Annotated in this window: 16 protein-coding genes and 1 tRNA gene; 9 read left to right on the forward strand and 8 right to left on the reverse strand. The window is 45.5% G+C overall.

Annotated elements, in window-relative coordinates:
* Positions 1 to 18: 18 nt before the first annotated feature.
* The 3 genes from minE to minC are packed head-to-tail and all read right to left on the reverse strand — an operon-like array spanning position 19 to position 1,770.
* Positions 19 to 282, reverse strand: a complete 264-nt coding sequence (gene minE, locus RH89_RS14705) for a cell division topological specificity factor MinE (protein WP_004403443.1) — start codon at positions 280 to 282, stop codon at positions 19 to 21.
* 2 nt (positions 283 to 284) lie between these two features.
* Positions 285 to 1,097: a septum site-determining protein MinD gene (minD, locus tag RH89_RS14710; RefSeq protein WP_004403445.1), complete on the reverse strand. Its 813-nt coding sequence runs from the start codon at positions 1,095 to 1,097 to the stop codon at positions 285 to 287.
* A gap of 13 nt (positions 1,098 to 1,110) precedes the next feature.
* Positions 1,111 to 1,770 (reverse strand): septum site-determining protein MinC, encoded by a 660-nt coding sequence (gene minC / locus RH89_RS14715; RefSeq protein ID WP_004403446.1) that lies wholly within the window; start codon positions 1,768 to 1,770, stop codon positions 1,111 to 1,113.
* A 177-nt stretch (positions 1,771 to 1,947) separates the two neighbouring features.
* Between minC and RH89_RS14720 the strand changes: the two genes are divergently transcribed.
* On the forward strand, positions 1,948 to 2,223 hold the full coding sequence (locus RH89_RS14720; protein ID WP_004403448.1) for a YcgL domain-containing protein: 276 nt from the start codon (positions 1,948 to 1,950) through the stop codon (positions 2,221 to 2,223).
* A 26-nt stretch (positions 2,224 to 2,249) separates the two neighbouring features.
* Complete coding sequence (locus RH89_RS14725) at positions 2,250 to 3,221, forward strand: lytic murein transglycosylase (protein WP_004403449.1); 972 nt, start codon at positions 2,250 to 2,252, stop codon at positions 3,219 to 3,221.
* A gap of 94 nt (positions 3,222 to 3,315) precedes the next feature.
* Here RH89_RS14725 and RH89_RS14730 read toward each other — a convergent pair whose 3' ends face one another.
* Together RH89_RS14730 and folD are read right to left on the reverse strand one after the other, a co-directional pair.
* Positions 3,316 to 4,521: a hypothetical protein gene (locus tag RH89_RS14730; RefSeq protein ID WP_004403450.1), complete on the reverse strand. Its 1,206-nt coding sequence runs from the start codon at positions 4,519 to 4,521 to the stop codon at positions 3,316 to 3,318.
* 208 nt (positions 4,522 to 4,729) lie between these two features.
* Entirely contained in the window at positions 4,730 to 5,584 is an 855-nt protein-coding gene (folD, locus tag RH89_RS14735; protein WP_004403453.1) for a bifunctional methylenetetrahydrofolate dehydrogenase/methenyltetrahydrofolate cyclohydrolase FolD, read from the reverse strand.
* 199 nt (positions 5,585 to 5,783) lie between these two features.
* On the opposite strand from folD, the gene RH89_RS14740 reads away from it, so the two are divergent.
* Positions 5,784 to 5,860: transfer RNA gene (locus RH89_RS14740), tRNA-Arg, on the forward strand.
* 157 nt (positions 5,861 to 6,017) lie between these two features.
* Positions 6,018 to 6,506 carry a DUF2867 domain-containing protein gene (locus RH89_RS14745; RefSeq protein ID WP_004403454.1) on the forward strand — a complete coding sequence of 163 codons (489 nt, stop codon included), beginning with the start codon at positions 6,018 to 6,020 and terminating at the stop codon, positions 6,504 to 6,506.
* A gap of 22 nt (positions 6,507 to 6,528) precedes the next feature.
* On the opposite strand, the gene RH89_RS28740 is transcribed toward RH89_RS14745, so the two are convergent.
* The 3 genes from RH89_RS28740 to RH89_RS28745 all read right to left on the reverse strand — a co-directional run bounded on the left by RH89_RS28740 (position 6,529) and on the right by RH89_RS28745 (position 12,223).
* Complete coding sequence (locus RH89_RS28740; RefSeq protein WP_050811537.1) at positions 6,529 to 9,018, reverse strand: hybrid sensor histidine kinase/response regulator; 2,490 nt, start codon at positions 9,016 to 9,018, stop codon at positions 6,529 to 6,531.
* A gap of 165 nt (positions 9,019 to 9,183) precedes the next feature.
* A complete protein-coding gene (locus RH89_RS14755) occupies positions 9,184 to 10,905 on the reverse strand; it encodes a methyl-accepting chemotaxis protein (protein WP_004403459.1) in 1,722 nt (573 codons plus the stop codon).
* Between the two features lie 181 nt (positions 10,906 to 11,086).
* Positions 11,087 to 12,223, reverse strand: a complete 1,137-nt coding sequence (locus RH89_RS28745; RefSeq protein ID WP_004403461.1) for a GGDEF domain-containing protein — start codon at positions 12,221 to 12,223, stop codon at positions 11,087 to 11,089.
* A 639-nt stretch (positions 12,224 to 12,862) separates the two neighbouring features.
* On the opposite strand from RH89_RS28745, the gene RH89_RS14765 reads away from it, so the two are divergent.
* The 5 genes from RH89_RS14765 to RH89_RS14785 form a co-directional block, all read left to right on the forward strand.
* The gene (locus RH89_RS14765; protein WP_004403472.1) at positions 12,863 to 13,591 is read left to right on the forward strand and encodes a response regulator; all 729 of its coding nucleotides are present in this window, start codon (positions 12,863 to 12,865) and stop codon (positions 13,589 to 13,591) included.
* Between the two features lie 3 nt (positions 13,592 to 13,594).
* The gene (locus tag RH89_RS14770; RefSeq protein WP_004403474.1) at positions 13,595 to 15,031 is read left to right on the forward strand and encodes an ATP-binding protein; all 1,437 of its coding nucleotides are present in this window, start codon (positions 13,595 to 13,597) and stop codon (positions 15,029 to 15,031) included.
* A gap of 155 nt (positions 15,032 to 15,186) precedes the next feature.
* On the forward strand, positions 15,187 to 16,434 hold the full coding sequence (locus tag RH89_RS14775; RefSeq protein ID WP_004403477.1) for an ABC transporter substrate-binding protein: 1,248 nt from the start codon (positions 15,187 to 15,189) through the stop codon (positions 16,432 to 16,434).
* Positions 16,435 to 16,603: 169 nt separating this feature from the next.
* The gene (locus tag RH89_RS14780) at positions 16,604 to 17,527 is read left to right on the forward strand and encodes a carbohydrate ABC transporter permease (RefSeq protein ID WP_004403479.1); all 924 of its coding nucleotides are present in this window, start codon (positions 16,604 to 16,606) and stop codon (positions 17,525 to 17,527) included.
* Positions 17,524 to 17,978 (forward strand): carbohydrate ABC transporter permease (locus RH89_RS14785; protein ID WP_004403480.1); only part of this gene is annotated, 455 nt, incomplete at its 3' end. The genes RH89_RS14780 and RH89_RS14785, both read left to right, overlap by 4 nt.

Consider the following 17,978-nt stretch of genomic DNA (forward strand, 5'->3'; position numbering starts at 1 on the left):
TCAACAGACCCTAGTAGACTACTTATCTTCGTCTGGCAGCTTAACGTTAAGCTCCAGTACCGACAGGTCATCGTCATTTTGTTCCAGAGAAACATTGACCATTTCTGGATCGATATCGACGTATTTACTGATGACCTTCAAAATATCTTCTTTCAATTGAGGAAGATAGGTCGGTGCAGCGGAACCTTCTTTACGACGTTCCGCCACAATGATTTGCAAGCGTTCTTTCGCGACGTTAGCGGATGTTTTCTTTTGTGGTCGGAAAAACTCCAGTAAAGACATAATTAGCCCCCGAATAGTCGTTTAAAGATGCCTTTTTTCTGCTCAGTCAGGAAACGAAACTCTTTTTCGTTACCCAGTAAGCGTTCTACAGCATCATCGTAAGCAAGCCCTGCGTCCGACTCTTCATCAAAAATCACTGGCACACCTTTATTCGATGCGTTTAGTACTGCCTGGCTTTCTGGAATCACACCTAACAATGAAATGTGCAGAATTTCTTCTACATCTTCCACACTCAGCATTTCACCCTGTGTAACACGTGCCGGGTTGTAGCGAGTCAGTAGAAGGTGCTGTTTTACTGGCTCCAAGCCTTCTTCTGCACGGCGGCTCTTTGAATCCAGAATGCCCAGGATTCTGTCGGAGTCACGAACCGATGAAACTTCAGGGTTAGTCGTCACAATGGCTTCATCTGCAAAGTATAGTGCCATCAGTGCACCTTGCTCGATGCCTGCTGGCGAGTCACAGATGATGAAGTCGAAACCCATCTCATCCATCTCATTCAATACACGCTGTACGCCATCACGAGTCAGTGCATCTTTATCACGGGTTTGCGAAGCCGGAAGAATGAATAGGTTTTCTGTACGTTTGTCTTTTATCAGCGCTTGGTTCAGCGTGGCTTCGCCATTAATCACGTTAACAAAATCGTAGACGACGCGGCGCTCACAACCCATGATCAAATCGAGGTTACGCAAACCAATATCAAAATCGATTACCGCGGTTTTCTTGCCTTTTAGAGCGAGCCCGGAAGCAATCGCTGCACTTGAGGTGGTTTTACCTACGCCACCTTTACCTGATGTAACAACAATGATGCGTGCCATCAAACTATCCTTTTTAAATCGTGAGGGTATCGATTGTCAGTTGGTCTTCATGCATGGTTAACATGATCTTTTTCTGCCAATACGCACTGTCAATTTGGTCGCTAAGCCAATAGTTTCCAGCGATGGAAATCAGCTCAGCCTGTAAATCGTGACAAATGATCTTCGCTTCTTTTTGTCCACTTGCGCCAGCAATCGCACGCCCACGCAATGTGCCATGAATGTGAATACTGCCGTCTGCAATCACTTCTGCCCCTGCACTTACATGGTTCAGAATCACCAAGTCGCCGTCTTTGGCGTAAACCTGTTGTCCTGAACGAATAGGGGTTCGAATGACTTTTGTGGGTGCCATCTGAGCGGGAGCTGTGGTTGTCTTGCTTGAAGACATTACGGCGAAGCCTGCTTCCTTTGCCAAAGATTGCGAACGTTTGTCTTTGCAGCCCGTTACACCAACCGGGATCATTCCCGTCGACATAACGCCCGATTTCAACTGTTGGAAATCAATATCACCAGACATTTGTTCAACGTTAAGCACTACAGGCGCATGTTGAAAAAAAGCAGGGGCTTGTTCGACTTTGTCGTGCAGGAAGCGCACACTTTCACTTACATCTGTACCAGAAAGGTGAAGAACAGATAAGGTAAAACTGCTGCCTTTGAGATCTGTGTTTGTTGTCATGGTTAAATTTCAAACAATTTGGGTTGTGGTCGGACCCTAAAATGCTAGCATGTTATATTTCTACACATTCCTCATCAAGCAACTTATTGTCAAATAGACGCTTTACGTTCAAAATCTCTCAAACTTTACGAAAACTTCACTTTTTAGCGAAGAAAAATACGCAAAAATAGGTCCCATATGTTGTGTTCTATCTACAAAAGCCCTAAAAAAGAAGGGGCATACCTGTACGTTCCAAAAAAGGACGACTTTTCTGAAGTGCCTCAGCCGCTGAAGGATATGTTTGGTAAACCCATCTTTGTGATGGTGATTAAGCTAGATGGTCGCCAACTGGCTCAGGTGGATATTGAGAAAGTGAAAGAATCTTTGGAAAGCGAAGGCTTTTTCCTTCAACTGCCACCACCGCCAGAAAATCTATTAGAAAAATACAAAGAGCAAAAGGCCAAGCAAAAGTAAGACATTGGCCGCTCAGGGAGAAAGGCTTGAAAAAAATACTCGTAGCGCTTTTGGGTTTAGGGCTTAGCCAGGCGGCATTCGCCCAAACCGCCAGTTTTGAAGATTACATCGAAGGGCTGAAAAGCGAAGCCTTGGAAAAAGGGATTTCCCAGGCAACCATTGATAGTGCATTTAAAAACGTCAGCTATAAGCCGCGCGCGGTGAAAGCAGACAGGAATCAGCCAGAAAAAAGACTGACTCTGGATGAGTACATTCCACGTGCAGTCCCAAACTGGAAGGTAAAGCAAGCCAAGGCACTTTATAACAAGCACTACACGGAGCTGAAACGCATCGGTGATGAATACGGTGTGCAGCCAAGGTTCATTGTTGCCCTGTGGGGAGTGGAAAGTAACTTTGGCAAGTTGACAGGCGGTTATGGGGTTATCGATGCACTGAGCACGTTAGCTTATGACGGTCGCCGCGAAGCATTTTTTCGCAAAGAGACCATGGCAGCCTTAACCATTCTTGATGAAGGTCACATTCAGGCGCATAAGATGAAAGGCTCCTGGGCCGGTGCGATGGGGCAGTGTCAGTTTATGCCTAGCTCGTTCATTGCTTATGCCGCCGACGGCAACAATGATGGCAAGAAAGACATTTGGAACACCAAGTCTGATGTTTTTGCCTCTACGGCGAACTATTTAAGTCAGTCTGGGTGGGACGATAAGTACACCTGGGGTCGCCAGGTTACTGTGCCAGCCGGATTTGATATGAACCTAGAGGGGCGTCAGAAAGACAAAGCCAAAACTCTGGCTGAATGGCGCAAACTGGGGCTGACACGCATCAACGGGAAGCCATTGCCTCAGCCAAAAGAGGACATTGATGCGTGGCTAATCATGCCAGACGACGAAGATGGACGCGCCTACCTTATCTACAACAACTATCAAGTGTTGATGAAGTGGAATCGCTCATACTACTTCGGTGTTGCGGTGAGTCACTTAGCAGATAAGATTGTTTATTGATTTGCAGAACTGCATTAATAATAAAGGCTGAACCCCACCATAGAGTTCAGCCTTTTTTATTTTTTAGCTTTCTAGTTCTTTAGTTTAGGCGTGGCTACTGAGGCTGACCTTTCAGCCTTCTTATGAAAGATTTCGCAACCGCTTTTCTTTTACTTCCTTCTGGGAAAACTCTTTGAGCGAGGGTTTTATCTGTGCGTTTTAGAATGGCGGGGATTTCGGAAACCCAAGACTGGTTGATGTCATTTTTCTTTGCGTGCTCTAAAACTTGTTTCCATTCTTCTTTTACAGCATCGTTTTTCAGAACGATCCCACGCAGCGCTTTGTGAATATCGGAGCCCGGCAGGCTTTTAGGAATACCATTGCCTGTTGCTAAAAAGTTGAGCTTGGTTCTCAGGCACTTTTCACAAACACCACAATTTCGGTCTTTAAGATCGCCTTGCCAACATACTCGTAAGTTGTCGATTCCTTTCTGCCAATTTGCTATTTCATCCACTTTTTCTGTTCTACTGTGGCTGGCTCCATCATGAATAACTGTGAAACTACTGGAACTTAGCAAGTGGTCAGTAATTGGAGACGATCCCCAAGGAATGACTAAGCTGTCGTAGGGTTCGCTGCTGCCAACAATGCATATATCAGCTTCTCTCTTCATGTTACTGAGTGTAGCGACAAGAGCCGTAGAAAATGCATGTTCCCAGTTCACTTTTGACCAGAGTCGATAGTTGGTCTTGATGGCGACCAGAGGAATATCGACATCGCTCAACGTAGACTCAGAGCGCTTGAATGCGTTTTCAAATGCTTCGTTATCATTCAGAGGGATATCGAAACCATGCACCAAGGCAGATAGCCTGATGTTTTGAGAGCGGTAACCCGCAAGTTTTTTATGATGACGCCAAACGGAAAAGGTCGCGTCGACACCACCAGAAAACGCACAGATAGCCTGGTTACGTGGCAGTACCGGATCGCTATTGACCACATCAACTTTAATATCAACGATATGGTAAAGCTCTGGCAGCCACTTGTTCCAGGCTGACTGAAATTCCTCAATGTTTCCAAGTAAGGTGCGCGAAACCTCACCCTTTACGTGAACTTCCCGCTGCTCCTGCATCGCATCCATAATGACAGCTAGAACATAGGAGTCACAATCGGAGTCATCGAGTTGGTTCACTTTATTTTCGATTTCAAACCACAGCTCATCAGAACTTTCAAGCTTATGGTCTGTGTACCTTTCTATAGTACATCGCCTGATGTATGTAGCATCACGCAATTCGGGTTTCTGCGGTAAAATAACAAAAGATTTCAAAATGCATCCTGCATATTTTATTTTCTAATTCTTTCGATATTTTGAGGAAAAGTTGTGCAAAAGCAAGCTTTAGAAAGTATGAAAAAAATACCAGAGAAAATGAGGTTATTAGTAACAAGGTATGTGGATAGGAGAGAGGATTTCTGCTTAAAAAATAATGCTCTACCCCTTTAGGGGTAGAGCATTATTGCAATATTCAGATGAGTGATTAGCTGTTGTATTGTTCGCAGGCAAGCATCGTATTTTCAATCAGACTTGCAACGGTCATAGGACCTACACCACCTGGTACCGGAGTGATAAAGCTTGCGTTTTCTTTTGCTACGTCGTATTCCACGTCACCGACCAGTTTTCCGGAATCAAGACGGTTAATACCGACATCAACCACAATTGCACCTTTCTTAATCCATGCGCCTGGAACGAAGTTAGGCTTACCAACCGCTACGACAACCACATCAGCCTGGCGTACGTGGCTTTCTAAATCTTTCGTAAAGCGGTGACAAGTTGTTGTTGTGCAACCTGCCAGCAGCAATTCAAGTGTCATCGGGCGCCCAACAATGTTGGAAGCACCAACAACAACAGCATGTTTACCACGAAGCTCAATGTTGTAACGTTCAAGCAGAGTGATGATGCCTTTTGGCGTACATGAGCGCAGTTTAGGAATACGCTGACTCAGACGACCAACGTTGTAAGGGTGGAAACCATCAACGTCTTTTTCAGGCGTGATGCGTTCTAAAACTTTAGTGCTGTCGATACCTGCTGGAAGCGGTAGTTGAACCAGAATACCGTCAATTTCACCGTCTTTGTTGAGTTCGTCGACCAAAGCCAGCAATTCTTCTTCTGTTGTATTTGCTGGTAGATCGAAAGACTTAGAAACGAAACCTACTTCTTCACACGCTTTGCGCTTACTGCCTACATAGACTTGAGAAGCTGGATCTTCACCAACCAGAACTACAGCAAGACCTGGCGCGCGTAGCCCTGCATCAGTACGTGCTTTTACACGCGCTGCAACTTCTGAACGAACAGTTTGAGAAATGAGTTTGCCATCAATATTTTGAGCAGACATGTTATTCCTTGAGTTTGGGGGCTGAATTTTTGGCGTATTGTCGCAAAAAAATATGACAATATCCATTAAGCAAACGATTGCTAAAGGAGGTTTCGGTGTCTTTTTCCCCATTCCGACTTTTTTTTGGTCATTCGAATCATAATGTTAGATAAATTCGTTGACCTTAACCAAGCATCTCGTATAATCCTGTCCCTGTAGCGCGCCCTTAGCTCAGTTGGATAGAGCACGTGCCTTCTAAGCATGTGGTCGCAGGTTCGAATCCTGCAGGGCGTGCCATTTATTCAAACAAAGCCCCGATAACTCAATGAGTTGCCGGGGTTTTGTCGTTTTATACTGCCTTGTTTATTCCTCTTTCCTCTGCATGACTTTTCTAACAACACATTAAGGCTTGTTGAAGTAGGCTAATTCGAAACATTGAGTCTTGGAGAAGTTTATGACATTCCAATCAGATGCCCGTATACATCAGTTTACTTCTGAATCCTACTTTCGCGATACGTTCACTACATTGATTGAAAACCATGGAGAGTCTGCCATGGAGGTGTATTTAAGATTAGTGAGTACCACTCCGTCGTGGGTCAACCAATTGATGGACGCCCGAAATCGAATTGTGGGACTGTTTGGGTTAAAGAACTTAGGAAGACTGACCGATGTATTGCCGAACAAGGCCGCGAATGAATATCAGGCAGGCGACATGGTCGGAATATTCTCTCTTCATAGCATTTCGGATCGTGAAGTGATCATGGAAGATGACGATAAACACCTGAATGTGAAAGTGTCACTGTTTTTAGAAGACAAAGGTGAGTACACCAAGGTATATGCTACAACCACAGTACACGTGTACAACATGTTGGGACGCGCTTACATGTTCTTTGTCACACCGGCGCATAAGGTGATTGTTCCGGCGTCTTTGAAAAACTTATAGTTTCGAAATTCAGCGGAGTCGGCTACGACTCCGTGCTTTCCTGTACACCCTCGACGTATTTCTCCATCTTGGCGATGAACACGGCTTTGGTGAAAGGCTTAGGTAAGTAGTCATCCATACCCACATCAAAACATTTTTGAATGTCGTCTTCCAGCACACTTGCAGTAAGCGCAATGATTGGAATTGGGGATAGCTGATTATCGCTTTCGTAAGCCCGAATTTCAGCTGTTGCTTCAAAACCATCTTTGACAGGCATCATGCAGTCCATTAGCACAGCGGCATAGCCTTTAGGGTCTGCCTGATACGCGTCTACCGCTTCCTGTCCATTGTTGGCAATGAACACTCTAAGTCCCATTCTTTCCAAATTAATCTCAGCGACCTTCTGGTTAACGGCATTGTCTTCAACCAACAGAATCTGGCTGGTGGCAGAGCTGCGTGATTCGTTGAAATCAGGTTCACTGGTGGCATCGGGTACGTGCTGAGTCTGGCTTTCTTTTAATACCGTAAGCAATCGCAAACCAAATAAAGGAGCGGTCAGGTAACCATCCACCAAATGTTCAAAGTTCAAATGTTCCTGATGATTGTCGCGGACCACAACAAGCGGCAAATCTGAGTGGGAAAGCCTCAGTTGTGACAAGGTCGCGCTGGTCTCTTCTGATGTCGTCTGAGCACATACGGCAACGCAATTATGAGGCACTTCCTGATCGCTGTTTTCCATATCGTAAGGCAGATAATTGACGGAGAAGTGATCCAGTTCATCGCAGATAGGTGAGTCAGAAGCAATATTGACGAGCAACACCGATGGAAGATTCCCAATAGGAACCTGATGCCCTTGTTCAATGGGGCAGGTGATCTCAAATTTAAATTCACTGCCTTTTCCTTTGGCAGAAATCAGCTCCAGCTTTCCTCCCATCAGTTCGACTATTTTGTCACTAATGGCAAGACCGAGCCCGGTGCCTCCGAATTCTTTGGAAGTGTCACTATGCTCTTGCTCAAATGCCTGGAAAATCTTCTGCTGCTTGGCAACATCGATGCCGATTCCGGTATCGATCACTCGGAAAAGCAAACTGATTGAATCTGGCTCAAAAGTTCGGCTTGATAGAATTAAGGAAACTGACCCTTCTTTGGTGAATTTAATGGCGTTGGACGCCAGATTCATCATGACCTGACGCAGCTTGTGTTCATCGACTTTTACGTGTTCTGGAATTGCGGTTGAGACGTCTACGTTTAACTGAATGCCAGACTGATGCGCTTTAGGTGCAATAAGTGCAGCGGTGTCATAAATCACTTCTCTTACATTAGAGGTATGAGGGGAGATTTGCAGCTTGCCGGACTCGATTTTCGATAAATCCAGCACATCGTTAATCAGCATTAACAGGGTTTGAGAAGAGGAATCTATGGTTTTCAGATAATCCTTCTGCATGGCTGATAAACGTGTGCCTTTTAAGATTTCCGCCATGCCAATAATGCCATTCAGAGGCGTGCGGATTTCATGAGACATATTGGCGAGGAAGGAACTCTTAGCCCGGTTGGCCTTTTCGGCCTCACGTACTGAGACTTTCAGTTTCTTCTCAATTTTCGTGGCATTCAGTACCAATATCAAAAGTGAAAATGCTGTCGCGACCAACATGATAATGAACAAGATTAACTGATAAGTACTGATGGTATCTTCAGACTTCAAAAGCACGGTATCGATATGCTTGCTCAGTTTTAAAAAGTTGGCTTCGATCTGATGGGCGGTTTCGCGCAATGCTCCATGCTGCCCTAGGTTCTCACTTAAACCAAGCACTCGAAGGCTGAAAAGTAAGTCATGTACTTGCTCCGAAGATTGATCCAGTAGCACCATGGCGTATGTGTCTTTGTCAGGGTTTAAGCCCGATTTTAGTGCGACCAAATTATCTATGATGCTTTTCTTCTCGGAAACATCTTTACGATACAAACTTTTCAGAAGTTTGTTTTCTACCTCCAGCAAAAAGGTCTGATTTGCGCCCATCTCCAGAACCAGATGTTCGGTTTCAGCAATCACTCGCTCAACGGTTTGAGAGTCGTTGGGCAGTTCCTGACGCAGCTTAGCGAGGTTGAGCAACAACTTATCGAGTATGCCGTCAGAAGGGGAATAAATGTGTAAGAAGGTAACAGCGAGAGCATCAAAACGATCCTGATACTGAGTGACCGAACTGAGTGTGTTTTTTAGATCGTCGCGGACATTAATTTTCCCCTGATTACTGAGCAGATAGATGGTATTCAGGGTTTGCGACAGCACCACAATTTCGTCGTCAAAACGTTTGACGTATTTTTCGTCCTTTCTGGCAAGGAAGTCCTTTTCGTGACGCCGTAATTGCAGCAGCGAGGTATGCGCTTTAGCCAGATTATGGCGGATCGTATTCAGATTGCTTTGTTGCGCACTAAAGTATCCATTAGCAAACACCCACAATAGGAAGAGGGCGAATATGGTTACAATAGATAGGGCAATCTGACCTTTGATGGTTTTTGAAAATGCTTTAACGATCATTGGCATACCGAATGTGAACAGTCATCATCTAAACGTAGAAAGAGATAGAGTGTTTTTAAAGCAAAGCAAAGCACTAAATGGTTGAACTGTGACCTTTATGTGACAAAAAAAGGGTGCCATAACAAATGACACCCTAATGATACGTTTATGTGAGAACTATGACGCTTACATATTAGCGAGTTCTTTAGCACTCTGATCCAGATTGGAAGCTGACACTTCTACCTGTTCAATTGAGCGCGCGACCTGATTAGTCAGCTCGTTTATCTGAGACAGACTTTCGTTGATCATATTAGACACCTTGGATTGCTCGTCGGTAGACTGAGCGATTTCAGAGTTGAGGCTGAAAATAGTGCCCGTGGTGTCTTTGATTTTAACGAAGACTTCACCAATCTTATCGATGCTCTCATGAGCCGTGGACATTAGCCCAGCAGCCTGATTGATGGTACCACCCATGGAATTGGTTTTTTCTTGCAGGCTGGCAATAATCTCTTCGATTTCGTTGGTTGAATCCTGTGTACGTTGAGCCAGAGAGCGAACTTCATCTGCTACCACCGCAAAGCCTCGACCCTGCTCACCAGCACGTGCTGCCTCGATAGCGGCATTCAGTGCCAGCAAGTTAGTTTGTTCTGCAATCGACTTGATTACGTCCAGCACGCCAGATACCTGAGCACTTTCAGAAATCAGCCCTTCCATCGCTTGCTGGGTGTTGCCGAACTCGCTTTGCAGCGTGGTCATGGAATCCACTGCCAGTTGCATGGACGATTGTCCTTCACTTACGTTGCGGTCATTTTGTGAGGCTTCATTCTCGGCATTTACAGTGACGTCTGTCACTCGTGTCAGGGCTGTAGCCATCTCTTCTACCGCAACCAGTACCGAGTTGGTTTCCTGAGTCAGTGTGTCTGAGGTCATACGACTTTCAGATACCACTCCATGCGTTTGAGATGCCAGATCCTGAACGTGTGCCGAAACACGGTTCGAGGTTTCTTTTGTCTTGTGCAGAGATTCCAGCAAGCTATTAATCTGAACGGCGATTTCCCCGATTTCGCCACTGCCCACATTGTCAATTCTAAGCCCGAGGTTGCCACTGCTCTCAATGTTTTTAAGCTGGACACTCAAGTTGGTCACTGGCTTGGTCACGACTCTGTTTACCATGACAAAACCGATGACAGCTGCGATGAGCAATAAGACCATCAGAGCTAAGGTGATGATTACCGCTTTCTCAAGAGAAGAAAAATCTCGCTCCAGATAGTTGAAAGTTCGGTTCTCAAGCTCAGAGAAGAAACCATCGATCGGTTTCATGATTTTGGCTTTCTCAACGTGGTAGGTTTTACTGTGAAGCAGTTCCGCCGCCATCGCAGTATCCGGTTCTTTACGTAAGGTATATTGACCAGAATTCGGATCCTGGAAAATACCTTTAACCGCGTTCATAGCTTTCACTTCCAGATTCACCAGAGCATCTGAGTTACCTTGTGCTTCTTTTAGTAACGCGAATTCTTTGTCTGAGAAGCCTAAGTCCTTCATTCGTTGCTGAATTGAAATTGTCTGACCGTCAGGCTTTGGTTTTTCGCCGTAGTTAATCACCAGATCCCAGTAAATTTGGTGATACTTTTGCGGCAGTGGTTTTTCACCATTACGAATCGCCAGTATGTCCATATACATACTTTCGTAATCGTCATTACCTGTCAGTGCGTAGGTTCTTGCTAAACGGGTCAGGTCATCGGAGCTCTGTCTTAGCTCATCAGCAACCTGATACGAGGCGTAGCGTGTTTCCGAAGTCTGCTTTAGTTTGTCTGCAGAGCTTAGAATTGTGAACCCTAACACTATGGTGATGCCCGCAATGATAGACATAGCACCGAAGACATAAGCCATTATTGCTCTGGTTTTCATAGTTATTTCCTTGGACTGTCACGACTAGAAAAAGTGTAGTCCAAGATTTTGGAAAGCGTTACATAGAGGAAAAAATTGTGAGCCCGGCTCAGTCACTCTGGTGCACAGACGCTCAGACGCATAGCTGCTTTGGCGTGGATAGTTATTGTGGTGTGAATAGCTATTATGGTGAGGATAGCTATTACGGCGTGTATTGAGGGCTAAAGGTCTGGTTGTCTTCTTCGTTGTCGGCTGGTGCAATGACGACCTGATTTCTGCCGAGCTGTTTGGCTTTGTAAAGTGCCTGATCTGCACGTTTCAGCGCGTCGGCAACCGTTTCGGAATCACGGAACTGAGAAACCCCTAAGCTGATGGTTATTTCTAATGACTGACTGCTGCAGTAGAGCACGGCAACCCGAATGCGTTCGGCAATGTCTCCCGCTTCATGCAACCCGACAGGGAGAGAAAGCAGAAACTCTTCGCCACCATATCGACCGACTGAAGAACCTTCTGGTAAAAAGTCCGCTTCCAGCGTTCGGGCAAGTTCGGACAACACCGCATCACCCATTAGGTGCCCGTAGGAGTCATTGAGTTTTTTGAAGTGGTCTACGTCGCAGAGAATCAAACTTGCCTGTTTGGCGTTGTCTTTGATTTGGCGCGCTTTGTCCAGAATAACGCGGTGGTTGTAAAGGTTGGTTAAGCTGTCTCGCTCAGCCAAATGTTTCAGTTTTTCTGCGTAGCTTTGGGCTCTCATCGCTTCCATTCGATAGCGATAAACGTGTCCAGACATCATAACCATTAGCATTATCATGACGGCAAAATAAGAAAACTGATGATCAAGGAAACGAGCGTAATCTGAGGTGTAATGCGTCACCAAATCAGGGTAATAGGTTTCCACACTAAACAGAATAGATGGCAGGCAGATCGCGAAGGTAATGAAAGGCCACTTCAACATCGCCATTTCTCGCAACACACTTTGGGTGTACAGCGCTGTTACCAGACAATACAAGGCAGTCGGACCGTATGATCCTGAATTCGAAAACCAGGTCATGGGGATCACAAACACCATCAGGCAAGTGGCAAATAAAACGGCAACAGGTCGATAGCGATCTTTAAAGCGAGAGTAATACCACATCACCCCCATTAAAGCGGCAACGACATAGAGAATAATAGAAAAGTGAATGGGTGTAATTTCAGCGACGGTATTAAAAACGCCTACAATGACCATGAAAATAGAAACAAGCAGCAGGAAAACGTGATGTACTCTATTGAATACATCTTCGCTGTCGCCAGATATCCAACGCATTACTTGCTTTAATTTTTCAAGTGCTTTGTTCAAATGGACTGTTTTCCTGAATTAATCTAGACGCATAATATGAGAACAATTTACGAGTGTTTCTCTACTGAAATTTGTCGTTGAAATGATAAGCGTTGAAATCAAAATGTGCTCAGATTCTAACAAATAATTTATAAACACCTCAATGTATTGAGTGTTTTATCGCAGAATCTATTAAACATAAGCCATATAAATGAGATCTGTGTCATACAAATTATTTTCATTCGATTAGAATTATAAATTGCTAATAAACTCTTTGAATATTCGGAAATTAGTTAACACAGATATTTAATACAATCTTTCAATTTGAAAAGGTCTGGTTAAACAAATGAGCGCGTTTGTTTAAGTGAATAATGAATTTGAGCCAGAAATAAAATAAGCGCATTTCCCTTCTTTATATTTAATATTGGTTTTTACCTTATAATTTAGATGAATGTACTTTGGTATTTCTGGTTGAAAACTATTCAATATCAATCGGTTATTCGGAAGAATTATTGCGAGCATGAGTTCATATAAAAATTATATGTGCTGATAACAGGCTCAAATTTTATTGATAAAGTTGCCAAACAAAAAATCAGACAGGCTAGAATAAAATTACTGAAATGAATGAGCTATGCTCAAAACAAGCAAAAGGCAACAGGTATGCAGGCAAAAACTCACATTCTGGTAGTGGATGACGACAGCGAAATCCGAGAATTGCTGGAAGAGTACTTGTCTAAAGCTGGGTTTGACGTCTCCAGTGTGGAAGACGGAATCGCCCTACATGAATTTATTTCTGAGCAAGGTTACCCGGATTTAATCCTGCTGGATGTAATGTTACCCGGTGACGATGGATTTACTTTGTGTCAGAAAGTGCGTAAGCACTCCAACGTTCCTATCATTATGCTTACTGCGGTTTCTGACGAAACGGATCAGATCATCGGTCTGGAAATCGGAGCCGATGACTATATCGCCAAGCCCTTCAGCCCACGCCAATTGATGGCTCGTATCAAAGCCCTGTTGAGAAGAATGCACACCCTGGAGGATGAAGCCAATGCCACGCCGTCGCTCTCAAGAAGCATAGTGTTTGGTGACTGGCGGCTGGATACGCTCTCTCATCGGGCTACGCATCTGGAATCCGAAGAGGTAATTGAATTTTCCGGCAGTGATTTTGCTCTGTTGATGCTGTTCCTTTCCCACCCTAATGAAATTCTGGATCGCGACACCATTTCGATTGCCACAAGGGGTAGGGAAGCGCTGCCTTTTGAAAGAGGTATCGACGTGCAGTTAAGTCGGCTTCGCCAGCGCTTGGGTGATAAAGGCAACAAGTACATCAAAACTATGCGCGGTAATGGTTATATGTTTACTGCGTCTGTTACCTATGAGCGCTGATAGATGCGATTCCGCTGGCCCAACTCACTTGTCGCGCGCACGCTGCTTTTGACATTACTTGCAGTGGTGGTGGCGCAAGGGATTGCGACATCCATCTGGTATTCGCAGTCCAAGCAAAGGGAGTATGAAGGCATTCGTTCGGCGTCAGAAAGTATGGCAAACATGTTTGCTTCAACTGTCACCTTCTTTCAGTCGCTTCCCAGAGAATACCGCCATATTGTGCTCGACCAGATACGGAATATGGGCGGAACGCGCTTTTTCGTCTCTTTTAACGAAGAACGGTTAGATATAGACCCTGTCCCTGATTCCAAGCTAAAACGCATATCCATGGATGCGGTTGAACAGGTGCTGAGCACCAAGCTTAGAAAGGTCAAGCAAACCAATGTCGAGTTTTCACGCCCCGATACCTTACGAATACTGAAAAACGACATCTATTTGAGTGATTTACCTCGCTCGTGGGCACATCACACCCTAACGTTAGAACCTTTGAACCCGCCGATTCTGGTGGTGCAGATTGAGCTGGACACCAATCAATGGCTGTACATAGCGGCACTACTTCCGGCACCTTACATCAGCTTGGACGACACCATTCTTGGCAGTGACCAGGTTTTGTTTTTAGTATTCTCGACAACCTTGTTGCTGCTTCTCACCTATTTGATGGTTAAGCGTCAGGTTCGCCCTTTAAGAAGACTGGCGAAAGCAGCCAACGACATGAGTATCGACGTTGAACAGTCGCCTCTGGCAGAAGAAGGAGCGGAAGAACTGATCACCGCAACTCGGGCGTTCAACCGGATGCAGTCGCGCATTAACCGGTACATTACCGACAGAGAGCACCTTTTTTCTGCCATTTCGCACGATCTTAAAACCCCGATTACTCGTTTGCGCATTCGAGCTGAGTTACTCGAAAGCGACCAAAAGCGTTTCAAGTTCAACAGAGATTTAGACGAACTTGAAATGATGGTGAAAGGGGCATTGCAATGTGTGCGCGAAACCGACCTGCACGAAAACAACGCGCATGTTGATTTAGGGGAAATGCTGGAATCCATTGCGGAAAGCCATAACCAGGAAACCACCAAAGTCTTTTTGCCAGAAGACTCGATTCCTCCAATTTGGGCGAAGCCCCTTGCCATGAAAAGAGTGCTGACTAATTTGATCGACAACGGTGTGAAATACGGTCACCGGGTTCATGTCTACGTTTACGACAATGAAGAAAGGCTGGAGCTGATCATTTTGGACGAAGGGAAAGGCATTCCTGAGAGCAAATTAGACATGGTGTTTGAGCCTTATTACCGACTCGCCAACGACAAAGACGGGCATGGTCTGGGGCTTGGGATCAGCCGAAATATCCTTCATGCACATGGTGGAGATCTCATTATTTACAATTCTCTCAAGGGCGGCTTAGAAGCAAAAGTCCTTATTCCACATGACCCTGAGCTGTAATGTAACATGCTCGTTACATTAGGCTTACCCTTTGTTTCAATCTTCCGTTTTTTCCATGTTTAGACTGAAGGCAAATGAGGAAATGCTTGGTTGTATCCGTTTCCCCGTTTTTGCCTAATCCAAGGCCGCAAGGTCAAATAACATGGACGATAACAATGAAAATGAATAAAACTCTGATAACCCTATCATTGCTGGCTGCTACTTCTTATGCACAAGCTGGCGAAGTTGAAGTACTTCATTGGTGGACATCTGGTGGTGAAGCGAAATCCGCAGCCGTACTGAAAAGCAAAGTGGAGCAACAAGGTCACTCTTGGAAAGACTTTGCGGTAGCTGGTGGTGGCGGTGAAAGTGCGATGACCGTACTGAAAACCCGCGCTGTTTCAGGTAACCCACCTTCGGCAGCCCAGATCAAAGGACACGACATTCAGGAATGGGGTGACCTCGGTTTCCTAACCAGCCTTGATGACGTAGCAAAAGCGGAAAAATGGGAAACTAATCTTCCTAGCGTTGTGACCAAAGTGATGAAGCACGAAGGCAGCTTCGTGGCGGTTCCTGTTAACGTACACCGCGTTAACTGGCTTTGGGCAAACCCAGAAGTATTGAAAGCCGCGGGCGTTTCAGTACCGAAAACGCTGGATGAATTCTTTGCAGCGGCTGAGAAAATCAAAGCGGCGGGCTACATTCCACTAGCGCACGGCGGTCAGCCATGGCAAGACGCAACAGTATTCGAAGCGGTAGCGCTAGATGTATTAGGCAGTGCCGACTACAACAAAGCGTTTGTTGATTTGGATATGGACGTACTTCAAGGATCTAAAATGGTCGAAGTGTTTGAGAAATTCCACAAGATCCGCGATTACATCGACAGCAACTCTCCAGGTCGTGACTGGAACGTCGCTACCTCTATGGTCATCAACGGTGATGCCGCCATGCAAATCATGGGCGATTGGGCGAAAGGTGAATTTGCTGCTGCCGGTAAAATGCCGGGCAAAGACTACATCTGTGCACCAGCACCGGGTACGGATGGTCAGTTTACTTTCAACATCGATAGCTTTGCTTTCTTCAAGCTGAAAAATGCAGAAAACGAAAAAGCACAAAAAGCGCTGGCGAAAACCATCCTGACCAAAGACTTCCAGGAAGTATTTAACCTGAACAAAGGCTCGATCCCAGTTCGCTTAGACATGGACATGACGAAGTTTGATTCTTGTGCTCTGGACTCTATGGCGACCTTCAAGACCAGTGCTGAGAGCGGCGATCTTGTGCCAAGTATGGCGCATGGCTTGTCGACAACCAGCTACGTTCAAGGTGCGATTTACGATGTGGTGACCAACTACTTCAATGACCCGTCTGCCAATGCAGAAGAAACGGTGAAGAAGTTAGCCAAAGCAGTGAAAGCTGCCATCTAAGACTCGATTCGAAGCCAGCAGTTTTTCCAAGTTTGCTTGTATAGCGGTCTGCTGGCTTTGATATCGACATTCCTAAAGAACACCCCCTGAAGGAAGGGCAATAATGCCCACTCTTCCTCTAGTACCGCCGCTTGCGGCGGTCGTGAGGGTCCCCTAACAAGGATAAGTTATGGAGCATGTTTTGACAGTGCCTAAGACTAAGTCGGCACCTAAGCGAAGCTTTGCCGACAAACTACAAAACTGGCTGCCAAAAATTGTTATGGCTCCGACTATGCTCGTCACTGTGGTGTGCATATACGGTTACATTTTTTGGACAGCAGCCTTATCGCTGACCAACTCCCGCTTTCTACCCAGCTTCAAATTTGTGGGTTTTGCTCAATACGAAAAACTGATGGACAACGATCGTTGGATCACTTCGATCACCAATCTGGGTCTCTTCGGTTTACTCTTTATGTTGATTGCTATTGTGCTTGGTGTCGGTTTGGCTGTCTTGCTTGACCAGAATATTCGCCAGGAAGGAGCAATCCGCACTATTTACCTTTACCCAATGGCGCTCTCGTTCATCGTAACGGGTACCGCGTGGAAGTGGATTCTAAACCCAGGTCTGGGCATCGAAAAACTGGTGCACGACTGGGGATTCACCGACTTCAAATTCGACTGGCTGGTTAATTCAGATTTTTCTGTCTACACGCTGGTTATTGCCGCGGTGTGGCAGTCATCTGGGTTTGTAATGGCGATGTTCCTTGCGGGGCTTCGTGGTATCGATTCTTCCATTATTAAAGCCGCGCAAATTGATGGGGCAAGCTTGCCAAGCATTTATCTGAAAATCATTCTGCCTTGCCTAAGACCCGTCTTTTTCAGCGCAGTGATCATCACATCGCACATCGCCATCAAGAGTTTCGATTTGGTCACCGCGTTAACTGCTGGTGGACCGGGTTATTCATCTGACTTGCCGGCGCTGTTCATGTACGCACACTCCTTCACCCGGGGTCAGATCGGTTTAGGTGCTGCGAGTGCCATGATGATGCTGGGCGGTATTCTGGCCATTCTTGTGCCTTATCTGTACTCTGAATTAAGGGAGAAAAAGTCATGAGTAAGCCGTTTAACTCTCGCTCTTTTAACTTAGGTCGCGCGTTGATTTATTCCGCACTGATTTTCTTCTGCCTTGTCTATCTGATGCCGCTGTTTGTGATGGTGATTACCTCATTCAAAACACTGCCAGACATCAAAGCGGGCAACATCATGTCGCTGCCAAAAGAATGGGTGTTTGACGCATGGGGTAAAGCCTGGTCTTCCGCCTGTACTGGCGTGGCATGTGAAGGGGTAAAAGGTTATTTCTGGAACTCTTTCCAGATGGTGATCCCTGCCGTAGCCATTTCGACCTTATTAGGTGCGTTCAATGGTTACGTAGTCAGTAAGTGGCAATTCCGAGGTTCTAACCTGTTTTTCAGCCTGTTGCTATTTGGGTGCTTCATTCCGTTTCAGGTGATTCTACTGCCAATGGCTGCCACGCTCGGTAAGCTTGGGCTGGCAAACACCACCAC

Origin of the sequence: Vibrio nigripulchritudo ATCC 27043 (genome assembly GCF_000222685.1) — a bacterium.
Lineage (GTDB): Bacteria > Pseudomonadota > Gammaproteobacteria > Enterobacterales > Vibrionaceae > Vibrio > Vibrio nigripulchritudo.